Annotated in this window: 14 protein-coding genes; 4 read left to right on the top strand and 10 right to left on the bottom strand. The window is 44.6% G+C overall.

The window, feature by feature from the left end; genetic code table 11:
- Positions 1 to 14: 14 nt before the first annotated feature.
- The 3 genes from ACWNM1_RS13640 to ACWNM1_RS13650 are packed head-to-tail and all read right to left on the bottom strand — an operon-like array spanning position 15 to position 3692.
- Complete coding sequence (locus ACWNM1_RS13640; RefSeq protein WP_052414739.1) at positions 15 to 1142, bottom strand: Ger(x)C family spore germination protein; 1128 nt, start codon at positions 1140 to 1142, stop codon at positions 15 to 17.
- The gene (locus tag ACWNM1_RS13645) at positions 1139 to 2233 is read right to left on the bottom strand and encodes a GerAB/ArcD/ProY family transporter (protein ID WP_449601338.1); all 1095 of its coding nucleotides are present in this window, start codon (positions 2231 to 2233) and stop codon (positions 1139 to 1141) included. The genes ACWNM1_RS13640 and ACWNM1_RS13645 overlap by 4 nt, the downstream gene beginning before the upstream one ends.
- A 31-nt stretch (positions 2234 to 2264) precedes the next feature.
- A complete protein-coding gene (locus tag ACWNM1_RS13650; protein WP_449601339.1) occupies positions 2265 to 3692 on the bottom strand; it encodes a spore germination protein in 1428 nt (475 codons plus the stop codon).
- 299 nt (positions 3693 to 3991) lie between these two features.
- Here ACWNM1_RS13650 and zwf point away from each other — a divergent pair, with 299 nt between their 5' ends.
- Together zwf and ACWNM1_RS13660 are read left to right on the top strand one after the other, a co-directional pair.
- A complete protein-coding gene (gene zwf / locus ACWNM1_RS13655; RefSeq protein ID WP_449601340.1) occupies positions 3992 to 5542 on the top strand; it encodes a glucose-6-phosphate dehydrogenase in 1551 nt (516 codons plus the stop codon).
- A 1120-nt stretch (positions 5543 to 6662) separates the two neighbouring features.
- Positions 6663 to 8261, top strand: coding sequence for a peptide chain release factor 3 (locus ACWNM1_RS13660; RefSeq protein WP_076120940.1), 1599 nt, complete (start codon positions 6663 to 6665; stop codon positions 8259 to 8261).
- 98 nt (positions 8262 to 8359) lie between these two features.
- Here ACWNM1_RS13660 and ACWNM1_RS13665 read toward each other — a convergent pair whose 3' ends face one another.
- Positions 8360 to 8596, bottom strand: coding sequence for a small acid-soluble spore protein SspI (locus tag ACWNM1_RS13665; RefSeq protein WP_042130985.1), 237 nt, complete (start codon positions 8594 to 8596; stop codon positions 8360 to 8362).
- A 136-nt stretch (positions 8597 to 8732) separates the two neighbouring features.
- Here ACWNM1_RS13665 and ACWNM1_RS13670 point away from each other — a divergent pair, with 136 nt between their 5' ends.
- A complete protein-coding gene (locus tag ACWNM1_RS13670) occupies positions 8733 to 9392 on the top strand; it encodes a potassium channel family protein (protein ID WP_076285312.1) in 660 nt (219 codons plus the stop codon).
- Between the two features lie 101 nt (positions 9393 to 9493).
- A complete protein-coding gene (locus ACWNM1_RS13675) occupies positions 9494 to 10282 on the top strand; it encodes a TrmH family RNA methyltransferase (RefSeq protein ID WP_449601341.1) in 789 nt (262 codons plus the stop codon).
- A gap of 72 nt (positions 10283 to 10354) precedes the next feature.
- On the opposite strand, the gene ACWNM1_RS13680 is transcribed toward ACWNM1_RS13675, so the two are convergent.
- From ACWNM1_RS13680 to ACWNM1_RS13705, 6 genes are all read right to left on the bottom strand, one after another.
- A complete protein-coding gene (locus ACWNM1_RS13680) occupies positions 10355 to 12115 on the bottom strand; it encodes an ABC transporter ATP-binding protein (protein ID WP_449601342.1) in 1761 nt (586 codons plus the stop codon).
- On the bottom strand, positions 12115 to 13869 hold the full coding sequence (locus ACWNM1_RS13685; protein ID WP_449601343.1) for an ABC transporter ATP-binding protein: 1755 nt from the start codon (positions 13867 to 13869) through the stop codon (positions 12115 to 12117). Before ACWNM1_RS13685 ends, ACWNM1_RS13680 begins: the two co-directional genes overlap by 1 nt.
- Positions 13870 to 13999: 130 nt before the next feature.
- The gene (locus tag ACWNM1_RS13690) at positions 14000 to 14485 is read right to left on the bottom strand and encodes a GNAT family N-acetyltransferase (RefSeq protein ID WP_449601344.1); all 486 of its coding nucleotides are present in this window, start codon (positions 14483 to 14485) and stop codon (positions 14000 to 14002) included.
- Entirely contained in the window at positions 14482 to 15561 is a 1080-nt protein-coding gene (locus ACWNM1_RS13695) for a HAMP domain-containing sensor histidine kinase (protein ID WP_449601345.1), read from the bottom strand. The genes ACWNM1_RS13690 and ACWNM1_RS13695 overlap by 4 nt, the downstream gene beginning before the upstream one ends.
- Positions 15558 to 16229, bottom strand: a complete 672-nt coding sequence (locus ACWNM1_RS13700; protein ID WP_449601346.1) for a response regulator transcription factor — start codon at positions 16227 to 16229, stop codon at positions 15558 to 15560. Before ACWNM1_RS13700 ends, ACWNM1_RS13695 begins: the two co-directional genes overlap by 4 nt.
- Before the next feature lie 94 nt (positions 16230 to 16323).
- Complete coding sequence (locus ACWNM1_RS13705) at positions 16324 to 17292, bottom strand: LacI family DNA-binding transcriptional regulator (protein ID WP_449601347.1); 969 nt, start codon at positions 17290 to 17292, stop codon at positions 16324 to 16326.
- Between the last annotated feature and the right edge of the window lie 4 nt (positions 17293 to 17296).

Below are 17296 nucleotides of genomic sequence, written 5' to 3' on the forward strand. Positions count from 1 at the left end.
GACCAATCAAGGATCTATTGTAGAATGCCCGTACTTACAATTTTAACATCAACCTTGGTATGGAATTTTACTTTCCGGTAATCCTCAGACCAATTTTTGTTGCTCCAGACATTGTGATGATAAGCAATAAGTTTTCTTCCTACACCAAAGATATCACAGTTTGCCTTTTGGATTTCATTAACAACTGTCTTGGCTTCCTTTGTAAGTAAATCTGAAAGATCTTGACTGACTTTTTTAAGTTCTTTCTCGTCGAGTACATCGGTAAACTCTTCTACGACGGCTTGCAGCTCCAAGCCCAAATTCACATCAATGCTTTCATCATCAGCAATGGTTACCTTGAATTGCCGCTTTATTTTTTTTGAACCCACATTAATAGTAATGAAATTCCGAATATCATCGGAATGTCCCAAATCAAGTTTCTTAGTGAAGCGGGCATTTTTCCCCTGTTGTCCCATCAGCAGAACCATCATGATTGACTGATCGGGGTTCAACATTCCGCTGTAATTCTGGTCATGAAAGAGAGCTACCCCTTTCGTGATTATTTCGCCCCCATCTCTGCCTAGATATGGAAGAGCAAAGTCATGCCCTGGATCCATCAGGGATCGGAACACGGTATCTGCCGTTTCTTTTGGAAAAATACTCATTTCTTCCAGACTATCGATCTTTTGCTTAATGAATTCACCGATCTTTAATTCCCCAACCTTTTTTTGTTCAAGAATTTGGGCAGCTTCTCCTTCCGTAATAATTAGCCGAACGTTGGATGTTGGATTGCTTGGATCCCTGTAATTCACATCCAGAATAGGGTAAAGGCCACGCTCAGCCGTAGTCCTTCCCATAAGCTCAAACCCATATTTAATAAATCTAATGTTTCCCCTAACTTTATTTCGCAATTGATTGCTCGCATTGCGCACAGTCGATCCGATACTCGAATGGATTTCATTCTTGGTAGCTTTCTGCTCAATATCGGGGGGAATGATTAATTCGATGGTTTCTTTGATCTCTCCGTTCTCTGTATAATCAATTGCAGCACAATAAGCTAGATGCAGGTCTTTCAAATATTCCCGGTCCCAACATCCAGTAAGACAGATAGAAACAAGGGCAATTAAAAGTAAATGCGACTTGAATTTCATGTCAAACTTCATGCAAGACCACCTGGCTTTCTCTTCATAAATAGGGAAATCATCAGCAATACCATCGATAATCCGGCAATAAACACATAGGCCGCATAGTTAGCGGCTGTATCAAAAAGATGTACACCTGCAGGAGTTACAGGTGCAAGTGCGATCATAAAAGAAATGATTTTTACAAACGGAGCAAAATGTTTATGGCTTTTTCGACTAAATAAAACACTGAGTCCAATGGATGCTGCATAGCAGTAGCTAACAATAGAACAAACAAGCGTGATGGCCCAAATCGGCAGAAACAGGATATCTGCACGATCCACGATATAAAAGTTAAGAGATTTAACTAAGTAAATGACGGGTTCGGGCATGATTTTGATTTGCTCAGAGTTAAATACCATCAGACAGGTGGATACCACGAAGACATAGAGCAGGGTTACGAACCAACTGGATAGACTAATGGTCATTAATTTTTGCTTATTTGTACCTTCGGAAAGCGGATAGACGATCATCATCATTTCGAAACCATACATAGATTTAGTTGATTCCTGTGCTCCCTTCACGACATTCCAGAACCCATTCTCCAGAAGGGGGAGCATAAATTCAAAATGAGCTTGAGTTAAACCATAGCTGACAAATAGTATAAGCGGAACAAAAAGAAAAGTTGCCAATGTATAGAATCTGGCCAACACTGTAAGCTTTTCCCTTGCCAAATAGAGAGTCATGATCGAGAAGAGGGTTAATATAGCCCATCTTGGTGTGGATTGCAGAATCCACCTCTGCAGCACCTCCACCGCACTGAACATAATATTGGAGCCAAGCAGAACAAAGTAACTGATGTAAGCGATTATAAGTATTCTACCTATAATTGGACCTCCGAGCTTTAAACATATAGAAAATAAGTTGAGTCCGGGGAAATTTTTCAGCAGAACCCATAGAAGAATGATAACAAGTTGGGTAATGATGCCCGCAATCAAAACAGAGAGCGCTCCTCCACCCTTGGCCGCTTCGTTAAGCTTGAAGGGAAGAGACAGAATGCCAACCCCGATTTGGGCTTGAATCATAAAGCAGAAAAGCTGCCCCCTCGTTATCATTTTTTCTTTTTGAGTCATTCTTATAACTCCTGTCGTTCAGAGTAAATGATTATTCTTCTTCTGCCTCTGATTTGCTTGTATTCTTGCGGATGGACCATATCGGAAGGCGCAAAAAGGTGTCTTTCAAGCTTTGAATATTTACCGGGCTTAGAGGCGTAAGGTAAGGTTGTCCAAAAGATTCAAGCTTACACAAATGTACAAAAATAAGTGTCAACCCAAATGATATGCCAATATATCCGAACAAAGAGGCAGCAACCATAAGTGGAAACCGCATAAATCGGATCGCGGAGCTCATCTCGTTGGAAGGGATGAGAAAGGATGATATGGCAGTCAATGCGACAACGATGATCATTGAGTAAGAGACCAATCCAGCCTTAACAATGGCATCCCCGATGACCAAACCACCTACAATCCCAATGGTTTGACCTACACGGCTGGGCAGACGGAGCCCTGCCTCCCGCAGCAGTTCGAATATGAGTTCAAGCAGCATCGCTTCTACCAATGGAGGGAATGGGATCCGGGTCAGTGAACCTTGAATTGTGAAGAACAATTGCAAGGGAAGGACGCTGGAGTGAAAAGAAACGGTGGCAATATAGAGCGCGGGCAGTTGGAATGCTGTTACAAAACCAATCAGACGGATAAAACGGACAAAGGAAGCAATCAGCCATCGATTGCTATAGTCATCCGGCGTCTGATAGAAGGTGAAGAAGCTGGCAGGTACAACCAGAGCTGTGGGATCTCCATCCAGCAGGATTGTGACGTATCCTTTCAGCAAGTAGAAGGAGGTATGGTCTGGGCGCTCTGTATTGATATGTTGTGGAAATATAGAGTACGAATTATCCTCCGTTAATTCCTGAATAAAGCCGGTGGAGAGTACCGAATCAAGAATGATTTTTTGTATTCTAGATTCTACTTTTTTTACTAATTCAGGTTTGGCAAGGTTCTCCATATAGATTAAAGCTACCTTTTTGGGAGCGATTTTCCCAAGGGTGAAGTAGCGAACAGTAAGGTTTGGAGTGGTGATTTGTTTACGTATCAGGTATAAGTTAACCGTCATATCTTCAATAAAACCGTTATGCGGCCCCCGAATAACTGCTTCATTAAGAGGTTCGGCTATGGTTCGTTCGTGTTTGGCAGGAGTAGAGAGGATATAAAATTCAGATATTCCTTCAACAAAGTAGAGGCAGCCTCCGTTAATAAGTCCCTGAATACCTTTATTTAGTTCTGTTTCCACATCGAAGCTGAGCGTTGTAAATAGTTTGGAAAGCTCTTTATTTTTGCTATTGTAAAAAGGAGCAATCACATTCTGCTCAACCAGTTCCGTGTCTGCCATGGACTCTAGATAAAAGAGAATTCCTTCAGTTCCGTTAAAGGATATTCTTCTTTTTTTAAGATCATTTGAATAGAACAAGGCTGCTTCGATGAAATCGGCGTTTTGATCTACAGTAGTGAATGAGATCTGTGTTTGGTCAGTCATTAAGGGTGCTCGACTTTCGAGTTATTTTCCTTTAACGTTCCCGAATGATTTGCAGAATATTCCTGAATGAAAGTAACTATTAATGGATAAAGTGACAAACACTTCGTCAATATAGATAGTTTTATAAGGTGAAGTATAATTAGTAATAAGAAATTTTAATTGAAATTTGCGAAATCCCGAGAGTATTTGTCAGTAATCAGATAGCATCCTTTTTAGGAATATGCTAAAATGACATAACGTCGTTTTCTCGACGCTGAGAATGTCAATAAACTATATTACATACAGAAAGATGAGGAGCCATGGCTGAAAATCAAACCCTTGATGCACTGCACACACCCGGTGCTGTCTTTTTTATCTTTGGGGCAACCGGAGATTTAGCCCGGCGTAAGCTTTTCCCGGCGATTTACAGCTTGTACCGTGAAGGTAAGCTGGCACATGATTTTGCGGTAATTGGCGTGGCGCGGCGCCCGCGTACTCAGGAAGAATTTAGAAGTGATGTGAAGGAATCCATCCTTGAATTCTGCCGTTATAAAGCGGGAGAAGAGAACGAATGGAATGAGTTTGTACAGCATTTTGAATACAAATCTCTGGACATCAACGATATTGATGGCTTCCGTGAATTAAGAGCTCAAACAGAAGCTCTTGAAGAGAAGTTTAGAATTCCGGGCAATCGGATGTTCTATCTTGCGCTGGCACCTGAATTGTTCGGCAGTGTCTCGTTCAACCTTAAGGCTGGCGGCATGCTGGATAGCACAGGTTGGAATCGCCTCGTCATCGAGAAGCCTTTTGGATATGATCTGGAGTCAGCTGAGCAGCTGAACGAGCAGATCCGTGAGGTATTCAAGGAAGAGGAGATCTACCGGATCGATCATTATCTTGGTAAAGAAATGGTTCAGAATATCGAAGTCATTCGTTTTGCCAATGCTTTTTTCGAACCGCTTTGGAATAATAAGCATATTGCCAATATTCAAATTACACTTGGCGAAACCGTAGGTGTTGAAGAGCGTGGTGGTTATTATGACCATGCTGGAGCGTTACGGGATATGGGCCAGAATCATATATTGCAACTGCTGACTATGATCGCAATGGAACCACCAAGCCGTCTGCTTGCAGAAGATATTCGTGACGAGAAGGTGAAGGTACTTCGTTCACTTCGTCCTTATGGTACATCTGACGAAGTTCGTGAGAACGTCGTGAGAGCACAGTATATTCAAGGCTTGCATAATGAAAAGACCCTTCCTGCTTATCGTCAGGAAGATAAGGTTGATCCTGAATCGAGTACTGAGACGTATTTTGCTGCCCGTGTGTTTGTAGATAACTTCCGATGGGCTGGAGTTCCTTTCTATATTCGTACAGGTAAACGTCTACCGGTGAAGACAACGGAAGTGGTAGTTGAGTTCAAGGGAATGCCAACCAATGTTTATTTGGGACAAAAGCATACGCTGGAGCCTAACCTGCTAGTTATCCGTGTGAACCCTATGGAAGGCATTTATGTAAAGATTAATGCCAAGAAGCCAGGTTCCGAGTCTGAAATTCAACCATTAGCTATGGACTTCTGTCAGAGCTGCTTGGTTGGAATCAATTCCCCGGAAGCTTACGAGCGCTTGCTTCATGACGCGGCACGTGGAGATTCCACTTATTTCACTCGTTGGGATGAGGTATCGTCGGCATGGTCGTTCGTGGATCGTATTGCGAAGGCTTGGAAGGAAGAGTCGAGTGATCTATCTGCTTATCCTGCTGGCACTTGGGGTCCGGTTGAAGCGGATCAATTGCTTGCTCAGGATGGCTTCCATTGGTGGCCGGTAAACGGTCAGGAAGAAGATAATGTAGTATGGCTGAAGGATAACTAAACTTTGTGCTATCTCCCTGCAGAGGATGCAGGGAGATTTTTTGTAATGCTGAGATTAGAGAACACTCAGCCTCCCCAGGTAGCTTGGGCCAACAAGGTCACTCAGCTCCCAAGGCCACTCTGGCTCCAAATGCCGCTCGGGCGACAGGATCATTTTTTAAATAACTACACTTTGTACAATTAAAATCACATATTGGGTGGAAATTAGTCTTTTAAGTGTATTCTCTGCAACTATTTTCTCCGCATAAGGCCGAAAAGCTAACACATTGAATTTTTAATTGCATCAAATACAACTAAAGGCGATTGGAAATGCTAATACTTCTTATAAATGTAGGAAATACAACTATTTTACTATAAGAGACTGCGGAGAAATGTGAAACGAATTCAAGGGAGGGGCCTGTATTCAAAGGGTGGCCATGGGGAGCTTCGCTTCCAATTAACAACACCTTTTTGGGACGGAACGAGCGGACCTCATCCTCCAAAATGCATGTTTTAGTCGAGCTTACGGACAAATGTATGCGAAAAACCGAATACAATGTGCCTCTGATAACGTAAACGAGCCAAATGTATGCGAAAAACCGAATACAATGTGCCGCCGGTAGCGTAAACGAGCCAAATGTATGTGAAAAACCGAATACAATGTGCCGCCGGTAACGTAAACGAGCCAAATGTATGTGAAAAACCGAATACAATGTGCCTCCGGTAACATAAACGAGCCAAATGTATGCGAAAAACCGAATACAATGTGCCGCCAGTAACGTAAACGAGCTAGCGCTGTTATCCGCCGCCCTGAATCACCCAGGAATGGGGTTGTTATTAGGAAATAAGTGCAATACGGACGCAGTCAGGCGTTTTTCTTGTTGAGCTACGGGAACTGGTGAACAGGATATAGACCTGATTTGGGAGATATTTTGCTGCAAAAGCTTTTTAGTAGATAATGTCTGCCGGATTTTGATATACTTTAGAGGATGCTTTCACTTGAAGCGGACTGGAGCTAGACCTAAGATAGCTATTCATTCAGAAATGAAGGGGTATGAACGATGAGCAGAGCACCGATTTGAAGATAACCCCAGTGTAATTGAAGCAGAAGCAGGAATTTTATATATGAAGGGATATGTGTAATGAACAAAGCAATAGATCAGAAGCTGCAAAAGGAAGTGGACAGACGCAGAACCTTTGCGATCATTTCCCACCCGGATGCGGGTAAAACAACTTTAACGGAAAAACTACTGTTATTCGGTGGTGCTATCCGTCTGGCGGGAACGGTTAAGGCCCGTAAGGCGAACAAGCATGCAACGAGTGACTGGATGGAAATTGAGAAGCAGCGGGGGATTTCTGTTACTTCCTCTGTGATGCAGTTTGATTATTTGAATCACCGCGTGAATATTTTGGATACACCGGGTCACCAAGACTTTAGTGAGGACACCTACCGTACACTAACAGCAGCGGATAGTGCGGTCATGCTTATCGACGTGGCAAAAGGTGTGGAAACCCAAACGACCAAGCTGTTTCAGGTATGTGCTAAACGTGGGATTCCGATCTTTACCTTTATCAACAAGCTGGACCGTGAAGGACGCAGTCCGTTTGATCTGATGGAAGAACTGGAGCAGGTACTGGGTATTCGCTCTGTGCCTATGAACTGGCCGATCGGTAGTGGGCGTGAGCTATGTGGCGTATATGACCGGATGAAGAATCAGGTGGAGCTGTTCCAAGGTGACGATCACTCTGTAATCAAGGTACAAAAGGTTGACGGATATCGTGATCCAATCATTCGTGAAATGGCGGGAGAATATCTGCATGATCAACTGTGTCAGGATTTAGAACTGCTGGATGTAGCAGGCGATGCTTTTGACTATGAAAAAGTACTAAGTGGTGAACTCACGCCTGTGTTCTTTGGTAGTGCGATCAATAATTTCGGCGTACAGACTTTCCTCGATAATTTCTTGGATCTGGCACCGAAGCCTGAACCCCGCCGTAGTACTACAGGTTTGGTAGAACCAATGAACGAGAAGTTTACTGGCTATGTGTTCAAAATCCAAGCGAATATGAACCCGGCTCACCGTGACCGGATTGCTTTCCTGCGTATAGTGTCCGGGAAGTTCGAACGAGGTATGAGCGTGAAGCATGTACGTGCGGGTAAGGACATTAAGCTGGCCCAGCCGCAGCAATTCTTGGCGCAAGATCGCGATATCGTAGAGGAAGCTTATCCGGGAGATATTATCGGGTTGTTTGATCCAGGTATTTTTAGAATTGGAGATACACTGAGTCAGGCCGGAGATTTGGAATTCGATGAGCTGCCAACATTCTCACCAGAGATTTTTGCTAAAGTGAGTATTAAAAATGCTTTGAAATCGAAGCAGTTCCAAAAGGGTGTCGATCAGCTGACTGAAGAGGGTATGATTCAAGTATTCCGTACAGTTAACTTTGACGATATTCTGCTCGGCGTAGTTGGACAGCTGCAGTTTGAGGTGTTCGAGTACCGCATGAAGGGTGAATATGGTGTAGATGTTCAGTTACAGCGTATGCCATACCAGTTCGCGCGTTGGATCGTAGATGATGCTAAACCGGATGCGAGTAAGTTCCGTATTAACTCTACGCTCGTTACAGATAAGAAGGGCAATTTTGTCGTGTTGTTCGAGAACGAATATGCTATGCGGACAGCGATGGATAAGAACCCGACAGCTACGTTCCTGGAGATGGCTCCAAAAACATTGCTATAGTAAGGAAGCTATAACTTCCTGATTGTTAATAAAAACCTCCGCCTTCAGCGTGCAATTGCACAATGGGAAAGCGGAGGTTTTTGACTAGTTGCGGCTACTTATGACGTGATATTCCCGGGAGTAATCGTCTCCAGGTGATCATGCAGCATAGAGACCAAATTATCTTGTTTAGCGGTGTCCAAGTCTTTCCATATCATTTCAAATACGGCGCCAAGTCCCGGGAGTGCTGCTTCCGGTCCGTCTACCGAACCTTCGATCATATGCCGCAAATCCTCTTCAGATTGACCATGCACTTTATGAATAATCGCCTGGCGTAAGTCAATAGTAACCGGCATAAAGTACCTCCTTTTTGAAATATAGTGATATTCACTTCGTTTTAATGTACCCTGTATAGGTGCTGGAAATTCAAGTTTTTGTTCGTGTATGCTATACTGTTTTAGATATAGAAATGCTACGGGAGGTACATAAGACATGGCCAAAAAACAATATGCCATCATTGGCATGGGGCGTTTCGGATCCAGTGTTGCGAGAGCACTCAGCGGTATGGGGTTTGACGTACTTGCGATTGATGCGGACGAGCAGCGGACACAGGAGATTTCAAATATAGTAACACACGCCGTATCTGCAGATTCAACGGATGAAGAAGCGCTGCGCGCACTTGGTATTCGCAATTTTGATGTGGTGGTTGTGGCTATTGGAGAGGACATCCAAGCAAGCATTCTTACAACTTTAATCCTGAAGGACCTTGGTGTACCAGCAATTATCGCAAAAGCAAAAAGTGAGCTGCACGGCAAAGTATTAGGGAAAATTGGTGCAGACAAGGTGATTTATCCTGAACGGGATATGGGAATGCGGGTTGCGCATCATTTGGCTTCGCCAAATATATTAGATTATATCGAGCTGTCGCCTGATTATAGTATTTTGGACATGAAGGTATCCGGATCGATGCTCGGGAAGAATCTACAGGAGCTCGATATCCGCGCAAAATATGGCTGTAACGTAATGGCTATTCGCCAAGGTGAAGAGATGAACATCTCCCCTCGCGCAGAGGATCGCTTGATCGATGGGGATATCCTTGTAATCGTTGGGCATAAAGATAACCTGACGAAGCTGGAGATCGCGTATCAGTAGGTGGGGGTAACGTAATCATCAGGTTTATAGGGGAGTAGAAGAGCAAAAAGCAAAGATATAAGAGCAAGAATAAATGGCAAGGCAGAAGAAAGGAAGACTTTATGGAAATCATGTCTCCGCAAAATACGCGGGTTAAAGAGTGGGCCGGGCTGCAGGAAAAAAAGCACCGTGACAAGGCTCGTAAATATATCGTAGAAGGCGTTCATCTGGTACAGGAAGCGCTGCTGGCTGAAGCAGATGTGGAATGCCTTGCTTATGACCTCGACAAGGGAATGCCCGTTGAACTTAAGGGGCTTCTTCAGTCCGTTCAGGGCATGGATGTGATTGGTGTATCAGCGGCGATCATCTCGAAATGCAGCAGCACTAATACACCGCAGCCGGTGTTCGCCATCGTGCGGAAGGAACAGCAGGCGGTAGAGGCTATCCTAGCGAAGAAGGATAGTCTCGTGGTTGTCCTGGACGGTGTCCAGGACCCCGGTAATGTCGGCACCATCATCCGTAGTGCGGATGCAGCGGGAGCAGACGGAGTGATCCTCGGCCAAGGCTGTGCCGACCTCTATAATCCGAAGACCATTCGTTCCACGATGGGCTCGATGTTTCATCTCCCGGTGGTGGAGGGAGATTTAAGTGAGATTTTGCCACAGGCCCGGGAACGCGGGGCGTTGCTGGTAAGTACTTCGCTGCAGGGAGAAGAATCGTGCTATCAGCATGATTTTCACGGCAGTCAGTGGCTGTTGATTGGCAGTGAGGGCAAAGGCATTTCGCCGGAAACTGCGCGACTCGTGGACAAGAGTATCATCATCCCGATGGCAGGCCGCGCTGAATCACTAAATGCAGCGATGGCCGCGACGATTTTGTTGTTTGAGGGAATGAGACAGCGAGAGGTTTAAGCTGCTTCTAAAAAAGGAACGGACGATAAAAAACTGCAAGCTCATGATTGAGTTGCAGTTTTTTTGTTGTTTTTAAGAAGCCTGCTCAAATTGGCTATTGTAGAGCTCTGCATAGAATCCGTTCTGAGCCAGCAATTCTGCGTGGCTGCCGCTTTCCAAGATATCGCCATCCTTCAGGACAAGAATCACATCAGCATTCTTGATCGTTGAGAGCCGGTGTGCGATAACGAAAGAGGTTCTGCCTTCCATAAGCTTATCCATCGCCTGTTGAATCAGCAGCTCTGTACGGGTATCCACTGAGCTTGTAGCTTCATCAAGAATGAGCATTGGCGCATCTTTCAGCATCGCGCGAGCGATGGTCAGCTGCTGCTTTTGCCCGGCGGACAGATTAACTTTATCGTTCAGTACGGTGTTGTATCCGTCACTTAAGGATTTAATGAAGCGGTGCAGGCCAACGGACTTGCAAGCCTCTATAAGCTTCTCGTCTGTTATGTTCTGCTGATTGTAAATCAGGTTCTCTTTGATGGTACCCTCAAACAGCCAGGTATCCTGCAGGACCATACAGAACAGATCATGAATGTTCTCTCTCGTAAGGCTGCTGATCGGCGTATCATCGATGTAGATTTCTCCACCCGTTAATTCGTTGAATCGGATGAGCAGATTGACCAGCGTAGTTTTGCCTGCGCCGGTAGGGCCAACGATCGCCACTTTTTGCCCAGGTTTTACATCTGTCGAGAAGTTATTGATAATCAGTTTTTCTGAAGTCTCATACGCAAATTGTACTCGGTCAAATTTTACTTTACCTTTAGCAGTTGGCAGTGTGTTCTCTTTGTGGCTCTCGTCTTCCATTTCCTCAGCCTCCAGAAATTCGAACACGCGTCCGCCGGCTGCAGATGCAGCTTGCAGGCTCTGCGCGGCCTGGGCAATCTGGGACAACGGCTGGGTAAAGTAACGTACATACATAATGAAGGCGACGATAACCCCAAATGAAATCGTACCGTTCATGGCGAGTACACCTCCAACGATACAGACGGCAACGAATCCTAGATTACCAATAAAGCCCATCAGGGGTGGCATCAGCCCAGAGAGGAATTGCGCTTTGAAGGCGCTGTTCTTCAGTCCCTGATTTAATTCCTGGAAGGTAGTGCGCATCTGCGCTTCGCCATTATATGCTTTAACTACATTATGTCCTGTGTACACTTCTTCGATATGACCGTTGATTTTACCTAAATACTCCTGCTGGCTAGCAAAATATTTCTGTGATTTCTTCATAATGACCACCATAAGGCCAAAGCCGATGATCGTTGCCACGATAGCGGTAAGGGTCATAATTACATTGGTCTTCAGCATCATGACGATCGAACCGATGAACATAGCTAAGGCGGTTACGACATTACCAATACTCTGATTCATCGATTGCCCGATGGTATCTACATCATTCGTTACCCGGGATAAAATATCACCTGTGGCCGATTTATTATAGTAGGAGATTGGAAGTTTGTTCATTTTATGAGCCAGATCAGTTCTTAATTTCTTCGAGACCTTCTGGGTAATAATCGACATGATCAAGCCTTGCGAAAGTGACAACAACGCACCGACGCCGTAAATTACGACGAGGGTAATACCAATGGTAGTAATGCCGTCCATATCGATGCTGCCGGCAAGACCAGCTGTAATTTTGTCGGTGATCTCGGAAAGTTTGTCCGGACCGAATAACGTGAGCACCGTTCCAGCTGCCGCGCAGATTAGCGCAATCACAATAACCGGAACATATTTACGGCAGTAGCGGAGCAGCTTGCTCCATGTATTCTGGCCTTTATTTTTGGTTTTCATTATGCAAGCTCCTCCTTCGTAAGCTGAGAATAAGCAATTTCCTGATAGACGTCGCAGGACTGCATTAGTTCGTCATGGGTTCCCATGCCTGCGATTCGTCCGGCTTCCAGCACAATGATCTTGTCGGCATCTTTAATCGTACCAATACGCTGTGCAACGATCAGCATCGTTGAATCATGCGCGTCTTTCTTAAGCTCACTGCGCAGTTTGCGGTCAGTCTTATAGTCAAGCGCGGAGAAAGAATCGTCAAAGATTAATATTTCTGGACGCCGGGCAATCGCTCTGGCAATCGACAGCCGCTGTTTTTGCCCGCCAGACAGATTCGTTCCGCCTTGGGCGATATGGGCATCATAGCTCCCCTCTAGCTTTTCTACAAATTCAGAGGATTGGGAAGTGTACACCGCATCTACAATATCTGAACTGAGGACCTGACCGGATCCGTTCTCACCAAATGCAATATTGGAGGACACTGTTCCGCCAAATAGAACAGCCTTCTGAGAGACATAGCCTATTTTATTCCGCAGCGCTTGCTGGTCGTATTCTCTGACATTGATACCATTTACCAGCACTTCGCCTTCTGTAGCATCATAGAAACGGGGAATGAGGTTAACAAGTGTACTTTTTCCGCAGCCTGTAGATCCGATAAAAGCAACCGTCTCCCCCTGCTTCGCCGTGAAGCTGATGTTCTCCAACACATATTCCTCTGCATCTGGATATTTGAAGCTAACCCCCTTGAATTCAATTTCATCTTCTCGCACAGGGAATTGAGTTACTGATCCATTCTTCAAGCTAGGTACTGTTTCTAGCACTTCATTGATACGTTTAGCCGATACTTGAGCACGGGGCAGTAGAATAAAGATCATAATCAGCATCATAAAGGCCATAACCACTTGCATGGCATAAGATGAGAATACGATCATATCTGAGAACAAGCCCATCTTGGCAGTACCCTCGGCTGCTTGAATGAGGACTGCACCCACCCAATAGATGGAGAGACTGAGTCCACTCATAATCAAAGTAATACTCGGCATCAATAGGGTCATTACATTGTTGGCAAATAGGTTGGTACTGGTAAGCTCGTTGTTAGCTACAGCGAACTTCTGTTCTTGATATTCCTCGGCATTATACGCCCTGATGACACGAAGACCGTTAAGATTCTCTCTAGATACACGATTCAGATTATCTGTAAGCAGCTGCAGCTTTTTAAATTTAGGCAGGACGAGCACGATACAGACTGCGACAATAACTACTAGCAATGCGACCGCGGCACCTGTCGTAAGAGTCCACTCCCAGCTTTTGCCCGAAATTTTGAGTATCGCCCACACTGCGAGGATGGGTGCTTTCACAAGTAGCTGTAAGCCTATCACAATCAGCATTTGTACTTGCGTGATGTCATTCGTGGAACGGGTAATTAGACTGGCTGTTGAGAAGTTACTGATCTCCTCCATCGAAAAGGATTGTACCTTATCGAACAATTTGGAACGCAATCTTGCAGATAAATCGGCCGCTATTCTCGCAGCAATGCCCGCTACAACAACCGAGGTCGCCAGACTGCCAAGAGCGCAGAGCAGCATCCAACCGCCTGCGACAAGGATTTCATTCATTTCGCTTCCTGGTGTCTGGATCAGCCGGGTAATATCACTCATGTAGTCAGGCAGTTCTAAATCCAGCCAGACTTGAGCGATAATGAACATGAGACTGATACCGAATAAGAACCATTCTTTGGGTTCCAGATTCTTGAGTAATTTCAACATAAGAATGACTCCTTTGCATTATCGTTGCTATGATCGTAACGGAGAATGATAAACTGAAAGTTAACTTTTGCTATGAAATGAAAGAAGAGACCATCCCTTAAGCCATAGAATGACTGTTTGGGATAGTCTCTTATAAAAAATACACATAATCTATGAGTTCTTCAATAAAATCTGCACCGGTCTCACTTTTCCTTTTTTGATACATTGTGAATCCAATACTTTCATACATCCGTTGAGCAGGGTTTAGATCGTCGTTCGTGGTTACAATAATTCTTTTTACATCATTCTGGATGATTCTATTAATCGCCTCTTGAAGCTGGATTTTACCATAGCCATTGCCTTTATGTTTTGAAGCAATGCAGTTATGTCCGATTTCTGCATACTCAGGCATGTTTCTAGGGTCCCACATCACAAATCCGATGGGTTCATCATTTACAGTTGTGATAAAAGCATATTTATCTGCAATTTGTAAATGGTCAAAGAAAAAGTTGTCACAATCCTGCCAATCAGAAATAGAGCTTTGTTCATATCTGCGATCAAATGAATACGCATCTGTCAATAATTCAAGGAGAATTCCTCGGTTAAAACCGCTCAGCTTTTTGAATTGTACACTCATTTACTGGTAACCCCCAATTCTTTATTTATCTTTTTAAAATCGGGGAGCAGCACGGTGAAAGTGGTTCCTTGCATTAGAACACTGTCGCAGGTAACGGTTCCGCCGTGCAGCTCAATGATTTTTCGGACAATCGTAAGCCCCAGGCCATTACCGGCAGTAGAGTGAGAGGTATCTTGCTGATAGAACTTGTCGAAGACCTTGGGAAGTGCACTTGGACTGATGCCTGCTCCATTATCACGGAACGTAATTTCAACCTGATCTTTCATCTGCCTCATAGTAACTTCGATTTCGCCGTGCTCAGGAGTGAATTTAATCGCATTGTCCAATAAATTAAGCCAGACCTGGTTCAGCATCTCTTTATTCCCAGGTACCATATAGTCCTGTACGTTGGCTTTGAAGGAAATATGCTTTTTCGTAAGTTTAGTATGCAGTAGCAGGACACATTGGCGAATTTGTTCTCCGACATTGAAGGGCTGTCGATCAGTTAATATGGCCTGTGCTTCCACTTTGGAGAGGTTCAATACATTGGAGGCTAGTGTAGCCAGACGGGTAGATTCCTCGATAATAATATCCAGATATTCATTCCGTTCATCCTTACTCAGCTCATCATCCTTCAGGATTTCAGCAAACCCTTTAATAGACACAATCGGAGTACGGAATTCATGGGAGAAATTGTTTACAAAGTCTGTTCGCAGAATTTCAATGCCACCCAGTTCCTCGGCCATCCGGTTAATATTCTCGGAAAGAATCTTGAATTCCGGAGGGTGCTTAAGCTGCAGCCGCATGGAGAAATCGCCTCCGGCCAGTTGGTCAATAGCATCAATAAATGTGCGGATTGATTTCAGCATCCTGCGACTGGTAATTACTGATGTGAAGGTGCCGATAATAATGCAGGCAATCAATATAATCAAGGTGAGAATTTTTTTGTCCTGAAGAATCCGCTCATCGAGTAGGCCAAAGGCTAAGGACAAGTAGGTCAAAATTCCGGTGATTAATACTGTAATGAGGAAAATAATGAATACAGCAAGCGAGAAGTAGATTGGCAGACTGATTTTGCTGCTTAGCTTTTTGATCATTTTCTCACCGCCTTGTATCCGAGACCGCGGACGGACACAAGTTCGAATTCTGGATAGTTTTCAAACCGTTTCCGCAAGCGGTTGATATGTACATTAACCGTAGTGTCCGTAGTTTCGCTGTCCATCCCCCAGATTTCGTCCATCAGCTGGATTCGAGTGAAAATGCGCTCCGGGTAGGATAAAAGCTTATAAAGGAGATGGAATTCCTTTTGGGGAAGTGTCTGTTTTTCATTGTCTCGAACTACTGTTAACGCATCGAAATCAAGAATGACTTTACCAATAACAAGCTTACGGGCGCTTACAATCTGCGAGCGTCGCAGAAGGGCCTGTATTCTCAACAGCATTTCTTCTATATCCACAGGCTTGGTCATATAATCGTCGGTTCCAAGGCGAAAGCCTTTTTTCTTATCTTCTGGAAGCTGTTTGGCTGTGGCCATGAGGATCGGGATTGTGTTGTTCGCATTCCTTAGCTCTTCGGCAAATTCATAACCATCCATTCCCGGCATCATGATATCGAGAATAATCAGATCAATATGCTGGATTTCAAGAACTTCCAGTGCCTGGATTCCATTCTCAGCTGTTAACACTTCATAACCTTCCCGTTTCAGGACCGCGTTCATCAGCTTTCTGACATGCTTATCGTCTTCCACAACGAGGATCTTAATCATGGTTTCACTCCAATAGGTTCTGGTTTTGACCGCTTGTTCCCATAATTCTAATTGATAAAAGTGCTAAAGACAAAGTCTTTAGCGGTTGGGCAAACTAAGTAGTCTCCCGTTCCACCAATGTAAACGAAAGTGGCTGCAGCTCCAGATCCTGCTCAAGCAGCACTGGAGCTAGAAGAAGAAAAGCGTTCTCCGCTTGTCCCGCAATCGGATTCAGAATGGTCGTGATTCCAAGAGTTCGCGACAGCTCTGAATTATCAAAACCAACGATGGCGAGATTCCCGGGCACGTCCAATTTCTGCCTGCGTGCTTCGTTGAGAATACCCGCTGCCACCAAATCATTGGAGCACAGAATCGCATCTGGCCGGTCTGTTTCATCCATAAGAGAGAGCAGCAACTGCTCTCCGTCGCGGATACTGTAAATCGTAGAGTAATACCATTTCTCCAAAACGGGAAGATTATATTTGGTCATGATTTGCTCATAGGCCAGGCGTCTACTGTGGGTATTAATGCTGCTGGGACGGCCAAAAGCATTAGCGATGCGCTTATACCCCCGCTCTATCAAATGCTCCAAAGCGAGTGTGTATCCATCATATTGGTTCATGGCAACGGACGGTATTTCAGGATGGTCCATACGCTGCCAGGATACGATGGGTCCGTATTTGCAGTAGGAAGAGATAACATTCTGTTCGTTGACGGAGGTTAGGATGAGCAGGGCGTCGACCCGTTTCATTTTGAGATCTTCAAAAGCCTGAAGCTCCTTCTGCTTATCCCCGCCGGTAGTATAAATAATCGTCTGGTATCCGTAACGACCTGAAATTTCGACGAAGCTGTTCATAAAACTCAGAATAAGCTCGTTTAGGTCCATGGTGATCATGCCGATTTGTTGTGTTTGACCTTTGGATAAAGAAATGGCATTTCGGTTAGGAACATAGTCCGTTTCTTTCATGATGGCGAGAATTTTCTCACGAGTCTCCTTGCTAACATGAGGCGATTGGTTCAGGACGCGGGACACCGTGGCTTTGGAAAAGCCCGATAGCTTAGCAATTTCATCAAGAGTGGACATCGGT

This window comes from Paenibacillus sp. Marseille-Q9583, assembly GCF_976954365.1.